This window comes from Kitasatospora sp. NPDC058406 (genome assembly GCF_042722765.1).
Classification (GTDB): domain Bacteria; phylum Actinomycetota; class Actinomycetes; order Streptomycetales; family Streptomycetaceae; genus Kitasatospora.
In genome coordinates this window covers 95,125-107,140 of record NZ_JBHXKE010000003.1, presented here as the reverse complement: position 1 = coordinate 107,140, position 12,016 = coordinate 95,125, and the positions used below count along the sequence as shown (strand labels likewise).

Genomic DNA, 12,016 nt, shown 5'->3' with positions numbered 1-12,016 from the left:
TTTTTACTCCCCCCCCCACCACCTTTATCTACTCTGCCTGTGTCGGGGCCTGTGTCTTTTTTTAATACCCCCCGGGCCCCGGGGGGCCCCCCGCCCCCCCCGGCCCCCACCCGCGTCACCACCACGCGGTCGATCGTCCTGCCGGCCGCTCAGCCGCCGAGGATCCGTAGCCCGGGCAGCAGGCCCGGGATCAGCGGGGGCACCTCGACGCCCTGTTGCGGGGCGCCGTCGGCGGTCGGGCTGGGCGTGGCGGACGGTTGGGCCGGTGCCTGGTCCGGCGCCGGGTCCGGACTGGGCGAGGGCTTGGCGCCCGTGAGCCCGTTGGTGAGGTTGTCGACCAGCCCGCCGACCGGGGCCGGGACGACGTTGCCGGGCACGCTGCTCGGCAGGATGTCGACCGGGGCACCGGGAGCGGCCGGAGGCGCCGGAACGGTCGCCCCCGCGGACGGGGCACGCTCGGCGGTGCCGGGCCTGCCGCTGCCGGCCGTGCTGCCGGCCGGACCCGCGCCGGAGCCGCCCTGCGCGGGCGCGCCGGGAGCCGGGTTGCCGCCCGTGGCCGTGGTGCCGGCGGGACCGCCGTCCCCACCGGTGGCCGGGGTCTGCGCGCCGCCGCCCGCCCCGCCGCCGGCCGGTGCACCGCTCTTGGCGGGCGGTTCGGCCAGGCGCAGGGGCGCGACGTCCTCGCTTATGTCGTCGAAGAGCTGTTCCACCAGGTGGGCCTGCGGGATCAGCTGGACGGGCAGCTTGGACTGGACCTCGGCCCAGGCGCCGTCCTCGCCCTCGGCGAAGCCGGCGAGGGTGCGCATCGGGTCGAGCGAGCCGTTGCTGCGGTACACGGCGCGCAACAGGTCGCGGCCCCGGAGGGCGTCGGCGTGCATGTCGTCGAGCGCCTTGCGGACCTGGTCGACCGTGCCCGGGCTGAGCGAGCCGCCGGTCCCGGTCCGCCCGACCAGCGACCGGGCCTCGCCGAGCCGGGTGGCCGCGTTGTCCAGCAGCAGCTCGCCGCGCTCGGTGTCGGATTCCGCGAGGTTGAGCCGGAGTCCTTCCAGGCCGCGCTTCATCCCGTACAGCGGATCGCCCGGCAGTGCCCCGGTGCTGGCGGCCGCGGCGCCGGCGAGGCTCCCGACGGCCAGCCCGGCCACCAGCCCGCCGATCGCGAACCGGCGGCTCCAGCGGCCGCGCGGTGCACTCCGGATCGCCCGATGGCGGCGCTGCCGGGGCACCGTGGCGCCCGGTCCACCGGCGAAAGCCTGCTCGAACGCGGCCATCAGCTGGGCGCGTTGGACGGTCCGGACTTCGCGGTCCAGCTCCGGGCCGGGCAGCGCGCCGAGCGCGCCGACCATGTCGATGAGCCCGGCCATGGTGGCCGGACCTGCGCTGCCGGCCGTGCTCCTGGCCGTTTCCGCGCCGTCGGTAGCGAGTTGCTCCGCCTGGTGGGCCTCCAGCGCCTCGGCGAAGGCCTTCGCCCGCCGGTGCTCCAGCACGTTTGCCGTCACGGGCCACACCTCCCTTCGTCGTTGTCGACACCCCGGCCTGCCGGACGGTTGCCCCGGCAAGCCAATGCCACTCCATCGGGTGAGAGGTCGCAATTCGACTTGACCGTACGCCTGGTGGAGGCTTGCACGCTGGCCAACGAGTGGTGCGGGCGGTCGGTTACGCACGGCTGATCATCGGACCGACCGTTCACCCGGACGTGTCGGACCGTCATCGGGGATGACGGCCCGCCGGTTATCTCCCCCGCCGCGCCGGGGTCGCCCCCGGCCTGCGCCCCGTTCACCGTGCGTCGGGCGGGAGCAGGCGGGCCAGGGTGCGGACGGCGCGGTACTGGAGGGTCTTGATGGCGCCCTCGTTCTTGCCCATGATCCGCGCCGTCTCGGCGACCGAGAGCCCCTGCAGGAAGCGCAGTGTGACGCACTCCTGCTGCTGCGGGTTGAGCCGCCGGACCGCCTCCAGCAGGGCCGCGTTGGACAGCGACTCCAGGACCGAGTCCTCCGGGCTGCGCTCGCACTCGTTGGAGTCGAGCATCTCGCCGGTGGTGACCTCCAGCCGGAACCGGCTGGACTTGAAGTGGTCGGCGACCAGGTTGCGGGCGATGGTCACCAGCCAGGCGCCGAAGTCCCGGCCCTGCCAGGTGAACGTGCCGATCCGGCGCAGCGCGCGCAGGAACGTCTCGCTGGTGAGGTCCTCGGCGGTGGCCCGGCTGCCGACCCGGTAGTAGATGTAGCGGTAGACCGTGTCCGAGTAGTGGTCGTAGAGGCGGCCGAAGGCCTCGCTCTCGCCGGCCTGGGCCCGCTCGACCAGCTCCATGATCGGATTGTGCTCGGTCTCGTAGCCGGGGCCGGTGGTGGTTCGGGTCCGGCTCCGGCCGCCCGTGCCGGCGGCTCCGGTCCGTCCGCGCGCACCGGTGCCGGCGGAGCCGGCCGAGCCGGCTGCGGTGGTGCGCAGCAAGGGGGCTCCGGTGTGCGGCTGGCCGGGGCCGAACGCGGCTCCGGCGGGAACCGGTTGGGGCGAGGTCACGAGCTGGCTGCGGAGCAGGGTGCGCAGCAGTTCGAGGCCGGTGGAGATCTGCCGGGGCGGGACCGGGCGGCCGCGGAGGCTGGTGCGGGAGCGCAGGGGCGCGGACGACGGGCGGGAGGGTGCAGGCGCGTCGTTCCGGACGGGTGGGTACACGGGACTCCCAGAGGCAGAACTGTGGACGGATCACCTCCGCCTGCGCGGAGAGCACGGCCGCACCACCCGGTCATGCCGGGGCGGGTGGGTGACGCGCATCCAGGAGAGAATAACGCTTTGTGCAATGACAGCTACACCGTGTGGTCGAAGTGGTCGTTTGGGATCCGCATTGACCACTTATAAGGCTGACACTGACCGAACGTGTCATCGATCATCCGGCCCAACGTGACCGAACGGGTGCGCCAGGTGACCAATTCGGCGGCGCGGGGGGCGGTTTCCCTGCCCTGGGCGCGGATAACCCCTGACTTTCCCGGACTGACGAGCGATCAGAACCGGTCACCTGGTGTCGGGTTCGGTCGATGACCCTGAATCGACGTCCGGCGCGCCGGAGTTAGCCCGTAAGAGCGGCCTGGTCAGCGCGCGAATTGACCGGACTCACTCCGTCGGGCGGCCTGGCGGGAGGATCGGGTCCGGGTGCGCGCCCGGGCGGGTCCGGGCCGGGGTCAGGCCCGGTGGCGGCGGTGCAGGGCCACCGCCGCCGCCACCGCGCCCGCCGTCACCCCGAGCGCGGCCGCCGCCGGCAGGCCCACCCGGGCCGCCTTCCGGCCGGTCCGGAAGTCCCGGACACGCCAGCCCTGCGAGCGGGCGTGCCGCCGCAGCGCGCCGTCCGGGTTCACCACGTACGGGTGCCCGACCAGCGAGAGCATGGGGATGTCGTTGGCCGAGTCGCTGTACGCGGCGCAGCGGTCCAGGTCGAGCCGCTCCCGGCGGGCCAGCGAGCGGACGGCCGCCGCCTTGGCCGGGCCGTGCAGCATCTCGCCGACCAGCCGGCCCGTGTACGCGCCGTCGCGGGCCTCGGCGACGGTGCCGAGCGCGCCGGTCATGCCGAGCCGGGCGGCGATGATCCTGGCCACCTCCACCGGCGCGGCGGTGGCCAGCCAGACCCGCTGGCCGGCGTCCAGGTGCATCTGGACCAGGGCGCGGGTGCCGGGCCAGACCTTGTCGGCGATGACCTCGTCGAAGACCTCCTCGCAGAGGGCCTCCAGATCGGCGGTCCGCTTGCCGGCGACCAGGCCGAGCGCCGTGTGCTGGGCGTCGGCCATGTGGTCCGGGTCCTCGGCGCCGTGCAGCCGGAACCACGCCTGCTGCCAGGCGAAGCGGGCGATGTCGCGGCGGGTGAGGAAGCCGCGGCGGTAGAGGCCGACGCCGAGGTAGAAGATGGCGGCGCCGCGCAGGATGGTGTTGTCGCAGTCGAAGAAGGCGGCGGCGCGCGGGTCGTCCGGCTCGGGGGTGTGGTTCTCGGTGGGGGCCTTGGGTGCCTTGCCGCGCCGCGCGTGCTGCCCGGCGCCCTCCTCGGCGCTCTCCTCGGTGCCTTCCCCGGCGGGCCCGGTCTCCCCGCTCGGCCCGGCGACGGTCCCGGGGGCTGTTCCGGCGACGGTCCCGGGGGCCGGCTCCACGTCGGCGGGCGGCTGCGGCGCGGTGCGCAGGGCGGCCTCCGCGGCCTCGGCCGCGGCCTCGCCCGCCAGGGCGATCCGCGCGGTGGTGGGTCGCCTTGTCTGGAGGAGCCTTCGGAGCACGGCCATGTCACCGAGCATAGCCAGCGGGTCGCGGGGCGGCCGTGACGGCGGCGTGCCGGGCCGGTGAACAGCCGCGCCGTCCGCCCGACCGGCCGCTCCGCGCGCCGGCCGCGGCCCCGTCGCCCCCGGACCGCCCACGGAACCGCGCGCCGGCCGCGGCCCCGTCGCCCCCGGACCGCCCACGGAACCGCGCCCGGCCGCGGCCCCGTCGCCCCCGGACCGCCCACGGAACCGCGCCCGGCCGCGCCCGGCCGCCGTCCGGCGGCCTGTAGGGGCGGCGCACAATGGCGGGGTGAGCCCACTGCTGCGACGTGACAAGAACCCGAAGCCGGCCGAGCGGACCGTGACCCTGGTGGCCAAGCCCGGTTGCCACCTGTGCGACGACGCCCGGGAGGTGATCGTCCGGGTGGCGGGCGAGCTGGGCGCGACCTTCGAGGAGAAGGACATCACGCAGGACGAGGAGCTCTACCGCCGCTACTGGGAGCAGATCCCGGTGACCCTGATCGACGGCCGCCAGCACGACTTCTGGCGGGTGGAGGAGAAGCGTCTGCGCGCCGCGCTCGGCGGCTGACGCCCCCCGGGGGGCCCGGCGGGCGGCTCCCGCGCCCCCGCCGGTCGGCGGGGGCGGTTCGCCGAATCGTTGTGAAGAATCCCCGCACGCGGCTTGGGGCGCCCCCCGGTGCTCGGCTTACGATCGAACTCGTCTGCGCCCATGGGGGGCTGAGCACGCGAGGAGTGCCGCCATGCTTCCCGGTCCGCCCCCCGCGGCGCCCCCAGGGCCGCCCGCCGCCCCGTCGGCCGGGCCCGGGGGTTTCGCCGTGGTGGACGTGGAGGCGACCGGCCGCAGCCCCTGGCGGCACCGGGTGGTCGAGGTCGCCGTGGTGCTGCTGGACGAGCGGCTCCGTCCGGAGGGCGAGTTCTGCACGCTGCTGGACCCGCTCGGGCCGGTGGGCCCGACCCATGTGCACCGGATAGCGCAGGAGGACGTCGAGGGCGCCCCGCGGTTCCGCGAGATCGCGCCCAGGCTGCTGGAGCTGTTGGCCGGTCGGGTGCTGGTCGGCCATCACGTCACCTGCGACCACGCCTTCCTCGATCGTGAGTTCGCCCGGATCGGCGTCCCGCTGCCCTCTGTGCCGCTGCTCTGCACGATGCGGCTGGCCCGGACCCACCTGCCGGAGGCCCGTGGGTTCGGCCTGGCGGCCTGCGTGGAGGCGGCCGGTCTGGGCGGGTTCGCGGCCCACACCGCGCTGGGCGACGCCCGGGCCACCGCCGGGCTGCTCCGGCACTGCCTGGGTGCGCCGTCCTGTCCGCCCGGCGACTGGGTGGAGCCGCTGCGGGCGGCGGCCCGGGTTCCGTGGCCGAGGTTGGGCGGCGCCCGGTCCCGGCCGGAGGGGGAGCCGGTCCCGCTGGTCCGCCGTGAGCTCCCGCGCGAGCCGTTGTACGGCCCTCGGCCACCCGCTGCACCGCCCCCGGCGGTGGCCCGGAAAGCGCCCGGTGCTATAGGTGCCACGGCGTGATGCGCATCACTGTGTGGGGACAAATCGGACACCATCTTTGTGCACACGTTCACAAACGCATAGCCTGGCTGCCAAAGCCCAGCTTCACCCACAGGAGCACCGTGGCAATCGGCCGATCACCACAGAGCAGTTCGCAGACGCCCGAGCAGGGCGCCGCGCGCCGACCCTCGCGTGCCCGGGGAATCCCGGAGGCGACAGTCGCGCGCCTGCCCCTCTATCTGCGCGCGCTCACCGCGCTCTCCGAGCGCTCGGTGCCGACGGTCTCCTCCGAGGAGCTGGCCGCGGCCGCCGGGGTGAACTCCGCCAAGCTGCGCAAGGACTTCTCCTACCTGGGCTCGTACGGCACCCGCGGCGTCGGCTACGACGTCGAGTACCTCGTCTACCAGATCTCCCGCGAGCTGGGCCTGACCCAGGACTGGCCGGTCGTCATCGTCGGCATCGGGAACCTCGGCCACGCGCTCGCCAACTACGGCGGCTTCGCCTCCCGCGGCTTCCGGGTCGCGGCCCTGCTGGACGCCGACCCGGCCGTGGTCGGCAGCAGTGCGGCCGGCCTCCCGGTGCGCCACATGGACGAGCTGGAGTCCATCGTGGAGAGCCAGCACGTCTCGATCGGCGTCATCACCACCCCGCCCGGTGCCGCCCAGCAGGTCTGCGACCGGCTGGTCGAGGCCGGTGTCACCAGCATCCTGAACTTCGCCCCGACCGTGCTGACCGTCCCGGACGGCGTCGACGTGCGCAAGGTGGACCTTTCCATCGAGCTGCAGATCCTCGCCTTCCACGAGCAGCGCAAGGCCGGCGACGAGCCGGACCGTGCCGAGTCCGTGCTCGACCGCGCCCCCGGCCCGGTCCGGGCGGCCGCCGCCAAGCTGCGCCGTGCCGCCGGCGGCAGCACCAAGGCCCGCCCGGCCACCGAGCCCGCCAAGGACGGCGACCCGGCGGCGAAGTCCCAGCCCGGCAAGCCCGGTGAGGGCGACCTCTCCGCGGTGATGCCGGCATGAGCGGGCAGCACGGGCAGCAGGGGCACTACGGGCGGATCGTCGGCGGCCGGGTGCCGTCCGACGCGCCCGCCGAGCCCGCCGAGCGCGGCGGACGCCGCTCGGGCATCGGGATCCGCGGTACCGGGGGTCGGGCGTGAGTCTTCTCGTCGTAGGGCTGAGCCACCGCACCGCCCCGGTCGGCGTGCTGGAGCGCGCCGCCCTGACCGGTGAGGTCCCGACCCGCCTGCTGCACGACGCGGCCGCGTCCGCGACCGTCGCCGAGGCCGCGCTGCTGAACACCTGCAACCGGATCGAGCTGTACGCGGACGTGGACAAGTTCCACGCCGGCGTCGCCGAGCTGTCGCTGCTGCTCGCCCACCACAGCGGGGTCGACCTGGAGGAGCTCACCTCCCACCTCTACGTCCACTACGAGGACCGCGCCGTCCATCACCTCTTCTCGGTGGCCTGCGGCCTGGACTCGATGGTGGTCGGCGAGGGCCAGATCCTCGGCCAGCTGCGCGACTCGCTGGCCAGGGCGCAGGACGAGCACACCGCGGGGCGCGGCCTGAACGAGCTGTTCCAGCAGGCGCTGCGGGTCGGCAAGCGGGCGCACAGCGAGACCGGCATCGACAAGGCCGGCCAGTCACTGGTGACCTTCGGCCTGGAGCAGGTCGCGGCCGGCGCCGGCGAGATCGCCGGCAAGCGGGCGCTGGTGGTCGGCGCGGGCTCGATGAGCTCGCTGGCCGCCGCCACGCTGGTCCGCTCCGGCGTCACCGACCTGCTGATCGCCAACCGGACGCCCGAGCGGGCCGAGCGGCTGGTCGGGATCCTCGGCGCGGACGTCGCCCGCACCCTCGAACTGGCCAAGGTGCCCGAGGCGCTGGCCGACGTCGACCTGGTGATCTCCTGTACCGGCGCGGCCGGCGTGGTCATCAGGTCCGAGGACGTCGCCGCCGCAATGGCGTCCCGCCACGCCGACACCCCGCTCGCCTTCCTCGACCTGGCCATGCCGCGCGACGTCGACCACGCCGTGCACGAGCTGCCCGGCGCGCTCCTCGTCGACCTGGAGAGCCTCTCGCACGCCCACGCGGCGACCCCCGGCGCCGGCGACGTCGACGCGGTCTCCGGCATCGTCGCCGAGGAGGTCACCGCCTTCGGCGCCGCCCAGCGGGCCGCCCGGATCGCCCCGACCGTGGTGGCGCTGCGCGCGATGGCCTCCGAGGTCGTCGCCGCCGAGCTGGGCCGCCTGGACTCCCGGCTGCCCGCGCTGGACGACCGCTCCCGCGCCGAGATCACCCAGACCGTCCGGCGGGTTGTCGACAAGCTGCTGCACGCCCCGACCGTACGGGTGAAGCAGCTCGCCGCCGAGCCGGGCGGTGCCTCCTACGCGGACGCGCTGCGCGAGCTGTTCGACCTCGACCCGGCCGCCGTGCACGCGGTCTCCGGCACACCGATCGGCACCCAGCAGCCTGCGGGCGGGGGCGCCAGATGAACCGTCAGCCATCCCACGAGTACCACCGGGACGATCACCTCATGAATGGTCAACCGCTCACCGGCCAGTCCCCGGACGCCACCGCACCCCTGCGGCTCGGCACCCGGCGCAGCGCGCTCGCCATGGCCCAGTCGGGCATGGTCGCCCGCGAGGTGACCCGGCTCACCGGGCGCCCCGTCGAGCTGGTGGAGATCACCACCTACGGCGACACCTCGCGCGAGGCGCTGGCCCAGATCGGCGGCACCGGCGTCTTCGTCTCCGCGCTGCGCGACGCGCTGCTGGAGGGCCGGATCGACTTCGCCGTGCACTCGCTCAAGGACCTGCCCACCGCCGCCCCCGAGGGTCTGGTGCTGGCCGCCGTCCCCGAGCGCGAGGACTTCCGCGACGCCCTGGTGGCGCACGAGGGTCTGACCCTGGGCGAGCTGGTGGAGAAGCTGGCCGGCTCCGGCCGCACGGCCCGGATCGGCACCGGTTCGCCGCGCCGGATGGCGCAGCTGAACGCCTGGGCCCGGGCCCGGGGCGCACAACTGGAGACGGTGGCGATCCGCGGCAACGTGGACACCCGGATCGGCTTCGTCGCCTCCGGCGAGCTGGACGCCGTGGTGCTGGCCACCGCCGGCCTGAACCGGCTCGGCCGCGCCGCCGAGATCACCGAGCACCTGGACCGCGAGCTGATGATCCCGGCCCCCGGCCAGGGTGCGCTCGCCGTCGAGTGCACCCCCACCGCCGTACTTCCGGACGGGGGGTCGCTGGCTGCCGCGCTGTCGGCTCTGGACCACACCCCCACCCGGGTCGCGGTGGCCGCCGAGCGCGCCCTGCTGTCCGCCCTGGAGGCCGGCTGCTCCGCACCGGTCGCCGGCCTGGCGGTCCGGGGCCACGAGAACGAACTGCGGCTGGAGGGCGTGGTCGGAACCACCGACGGCGCCACCCTGCTGAAGATGTCCGCCGACGGTCCGATCGTCCTCGACGAGACCGCCGAGCAGCGGGCGGCGGCCCTCGGCCGCGCGCTGGCCGCCCGGCTGCTCGACGCGGGCGCGGCCGCCCTGATGGGGGAGCGAGCCCGATGAGCCCCACCGCCGCCACCGACAGCCCGTTCCCGGCCGACAGCCCGTTCGGGGGCGTGGTCCCCGCCACCGGTCGATGCACCTTCCTGGGTGCGGGCCCCGGCGACCCGGGCCTGCTGACCCTGCGCGCGGTCGAGGTGCTGGCTTCGGCCGACATCCTGGTCGCCGACCCGCTGACCGCCGCCGCGGTGCGCAGCCACTGCCCGTCCGGCGTGCAGGTGCACGCCCCGGGTGCGGAGGGGCCGGAGTTCGACCTGGCCGAGCTGGTCCGCGAGGCCGTGCGGTCCGGCAAGCACGTGGTGCGGACCGTCGACGGTGACCCGGGCCTGGACGGCTGTGCCGCCGAGGAGATGCTCGGCTGCGCCGGCGCCGGGATCGCCTTCGAGGTGATCCCCGGGGTCGCCCAGTCGGTCGGCGTGCCGGCCTACGCCGGTGTGCCGCTGCGCGGCGCGGCCGGCACCGACGTCCGGTTCGTGGAGGGCGCGGCCCTGTTGGCCGGCTCGCCGGTGGACCTGGGCGCGCAGGAGACCACCCTGGTGGTGCGGACCACCCTGGGCCAGCTGCCCGCCACCGCCAACGCGCTGGTCTCCAACGGCCGCAAGCCGGAGTCGGCCCTGAGCGCGACGCTCTCCGGCACCACCACCCGCCAGCGCACCTTCACCGCCACCCTGGCCACCATCGCGGCCGACCTGAAGGCGGCCCGGGTGCTGCCCTCGCCGGTGTCGGCGCCGGTGGACCCGGCCACCCCGGTCATAGCCGTGGTCGGGGAGCAGGTCGCGCACCGCTCCTCGCACTCCTGGTTCGAGACCAAGCCGCTGTTCGGCTGGAACGTCCTGGTGCCGCGGACCAAGGAGCAGGCGCACGGCCTCTCCGAGCAGCTCCGCTCGTACGGCGCGGTGCCGCAGGAGGTGCCGACCATCGCGGTCGAGCCGCCGCGCACCCCGCAGCAGATGGAGCGGGCCATCAAGGGCCTGGTCACCGGCCGGTACGAGTGGATCGCCTTCACCTCGGTGAACGCGGTGCGCGCCGTGCGGGAGAAGTTCGAGGAGTACGGCCTGGACGCCCGGGCGTTCGCCGGGATCAAGGTCGCGGCGGTCGGCGAGACCACCGCGCAGGCGCTGGTCGACTTCGGCGTGAAGCCGGACCTCGTGCCGTCCGGCGAGCAGTCCGCCGCCGGCCTGCTGGAGGACTGGCCGCCGTACGACCCGGTGTTCGACCCGATCGACCGGGTGCTGCTGCCGCGCGCCGACATCGCCACCGAGACCCTGGTGGCCGGCCTGGTCGAGCTGGGCTGGGAGGTCGACGACGTGACGGCGTACCGGACGGTGCGCGCCTCGCCGCCGCCGGCCGAGACCCGTGAGGCGATCAAGGGCGGCGGCTTCGACGCGGTGCTGTTCACCTCGTCCTCGACCGTGCGGAACCTGGTCGGGATCGCGGGCAAGCCGCACAACGTGACGGTCATCGCCTGCATCGGCCCGGCCACCGCGAAGACCGCCGAGGAGCACGGCCTGCGGGTCGACGTGATGGCCCCGGCGCCGTCGGCGGCCGCGCTGGCCCAGGCACTGGCGGACTTCGGGGCCAAGCGCCGCGACACCGCGACGGCCGCCGGCGAGCCGGTCTACCGGCCCAGCGAGCGTCGTCCCGGCTCGCGCCGCAAGGCCGCACGCTGACAACGGCCGGGGGCGGCCCACCCGCCGCCCCCGGCACTCGCACCACCGTTCGGAGAGAGAAGCAGTGTCCGCTGAATTCCCGTACGTCCGCCCGCGCCGCCTGAGGTCGACCCCGGCGATGCGCCGCCTGGTCGCCGAGACCCGGCTGCACCCGGCGGAGCTGATCCTGCCGGTGTTCGTCCGCGAGGGCGTGCGCGAGCCGGTGCCGGTCTCGTCGATGCCCGGGGTGGTCCAGCACACCCGCGACACCCTGCGCAGGGCCGCGGTCGAGGCGGCCGAGGCGGGCCTGGGGGGCCTCATGCTGTTCGGCGTCCCGGAGGTGCAGGACGCCGTCGGCAGCGAGGGCACCAACCCCGACGGCATCCTCCAGCAGGCGATCCGGGACGTGGTCGCCGAGGTCGGCGACGCCCTGGTGGTCATGTCCGACCTCTGCCTGGACGAGTACACCGACCACGGCCACTGCGGCGTGCTGGCCGCCGACGGCTCGGTGGACAACGACGCGACGCTGGAGCGCTACGCCGAGATGGCCCGGGTGCAGGCCGACGCCGGCGTCCACCTGGTCGGTCCGTCCGGGATGATGGACGGCCAGATCGCGGTGGTCCGGCGGGCCCTGGACGAGGCCGGCCACCAGGACGTGGGCATCCTCGCCTACACCGCCAAGTACGCCTCGGCGTTCTACGGTCCGTTCCGGGAGGCGGTCGGCTCCTCGCTGAAGGGTGACCGCAAGTCCTACCAGCAGGACCCGGCGAACGCGCGGGAGGCCCTGCGCGAGCTGGAGCTGGACGTCGCCGAGGGCGCCGACCTGGTGATGGTCAAGCCGGGCATGGCCTACCTGGACATCCTGCGCCAGGTCGCCGACGCCTCGCCGGTGCCCGTCTCGGCGTACCAGGTGTCGGGCGAGTACGCGATGGTCGAGGCGGCCGCGGCGAACGGCTGGATCGACCGGGAGCGGATGATCCTGGAGACGCTGACGTCGCTGCGCCGGGCCGGCGCCGAGCAGATCCTCACCTACTGGGCGGTCGAGGCCGCCGCGATGCTGAAGTAGCGGC

At 75.0% G+C, this 12,016-nt stretch carries 11 protein-coding genes; 8 read left to right on the top strand and 3 right to left on the bottom strand.

What is annotated here, in order from left to right; all coding sequences use genetic code 11:
- Positions 1-149: 149 nt before the first annotated feature.
- From ACFWOG_RS01570 to ACFWOG_RS01560, 3 genes are all read right to left on the bottom strand, one after another.
- On the bottom strand, positions 150-1,496 hold the full coding sequence (locus tag ACFWOG_RS01570; RefSeq protein ID WP_380353630.1) for a DUF5667 domain-containing protein: 1,347 nt from the start codon (positions 1,494-1,496) through the stop codon (positions 150-152).
- Between the two features lie 277 nt (positions 1,497-1,773).
- A complete protein-coding gene (locus ACFWOG_RS01565) occupies positions 1,774-2,547 on the bottom strand; it encodes an ECF subfamily RNA polymerase sigma factor, BldN family (RefSeq protein ID WP_380353642.1) in 774 nt (257 codons plus the stop codon).
- A gap of 626 nt (positions 2,548-3,173) precedes the next feature.
- The gene (locus ACFWOG_RS01560) at positions 3,174-4,253 is read right to left on the bottom strand and encodes an HAD family hydrolase (RefSeq protein WP_380353628.1); all 1,080 of its coding nucleotides are present in this window, start codon (positions 4,251-4,253) and stop codon (positions 3,174-3,176) included.
- A gap of 286 nt (positions 4,254-4,539) precedes the next feature.
- Here ACFWOG_RS01560 and ACFWOG_RS01555 point away from each other — a divergent pair, with 286 nt between their 5' ends.
- From ACFWOG_RS01555 to hemB, 8 genes are all read left to right on the top strand, one after another.
- Positions 4,540-4,818: a glutaredoxin family protein gene (locus ACFWOG_RS01555; RefSeq protein ID WP_329885534.1), complete on the top strand. Its 279-nt coding sequence runs from the start codon at positions 4,540-4,542 to the stop codon at positions 4,816-4,818.
- A 247-nt stretch (positions 4,819-5,065) separates the two neighbouring features.
- Positions 5,066-5,764, top strand: coding sequence for an exonuclease domain-containing protein (locus tag ACFWOG_RS01550; protein WP_380353625.1), 699 nt, complete (start codon positions 5,066-5,068; stop codon positions 5,762-5,764).
- A 101-nt stretch (positions 5,765-5,865) separates the two neighbouring features.
- On the top strand, positions 5,866-6,762 hold the full coding sequence (locus ACFWOG_RS01545; protein WP_329885532.1) for a redox-sensing transcriptional repressor Rex: 897 nt from the start codon (positions 5,866-5,868) through the stop codon (positions 6,760-6,762).
- A complete protein-coding gene (locus ACFWOG_RS01540; RefSeq protein ID WP_380353621.1) occupies positions 6,759-6,899 on the top strand; it encodes a hypothetical protein in 141 nt (46 codons plus the stop codon). Before ACFWOG_RS01545 ends, ACFWOG_RS01540 begins: the two co-directional genes overlap by 4 nt.
- Positions 6,896-8,233: a glutamyl-tRNA reductase gene (locus ACFWOG_RS01535; RefSeq protein ID WP_380353618.1), complete on the top strand. Its 1,338-nt coding sequence runs from the start codon at positions 6,896-6,898 to the stop codon at positions 8,231-8,233. Before ACFWOG_RS01540 ends, ACFWOG_RS01535 begins: the two co-directional genes overlap by 4 nt.
- A 41-nt stretch (positions 8,234-8,274) precedes the next feature.
- Entirely contained in the window at positions 8,275-9,300 is a 1,026-nt protein-coding gene (hemC, locus tag ACFWOG_RS01530; protein ID WP_380353615.1) for a hydroxymethylbilane synthase, read from the top strand.
- Positions 9,297-10,967, top strand: a complete 1,671-nt coding sequence (locus tag ACFWOG_RS01525) for a bifunctional uroporphyrinogen-III C-methyltransferase/uroporphyrinogen-III synthase (protein ID WP_329885527.1) — start codon at positions 9,297-9,299, stop codon at positions 10,965-10,967. Before hemC ends, ACFWOG_RS01525 begins: the two co-directional genes overlap by 4 nt.
- 64 nt (positions 10,968-11,031) lie before the next feature.
- Entirely contained in the window at positions 11,032-12,012 is a 981-nt protein-coding gene (gene hemB, locus ACFWOG_RS01520; protein WP_329885526.1) for a porphobilinogen synthase, read from the top strand.
- The last annotated feature ends 4 nt before the right edge of the window (positions 12,013-12,016 follow it).

Excerpts from the sequence above, each read along its gene's own strand:
- ACFWOG_RS01540 (WP_380353621.1), top strand. The coding sequence starts at position 6,759 with ATGAGCGGGCAGCACGGGCAGCAGGGGCACTACGGGCGGATCGTCGGC.
- ACFWOG_RS01560 (WP_380353628.1), bottom strand. The coding sequence starts at position 4,253 with ATGGCCGTGCTCCGAAGGCTCCTCCAGACAAGGCGACCCACCACCGCG.
- hemC (WP_380353615.1), top strand. The coding sequence starts at position 8,275 with ATGAATGGTCAACCGCTCACCGGCCAGTCCCCGGACGCCACCGCACCC.
- ACFWOG_RS01525 (WP_329885527.1), top strand. The coding sequence starts at position 9,297 with ATGAGCCCCACCGCCGCCACCGACAGCCCGTTCCCGGCCGACAGCCCG.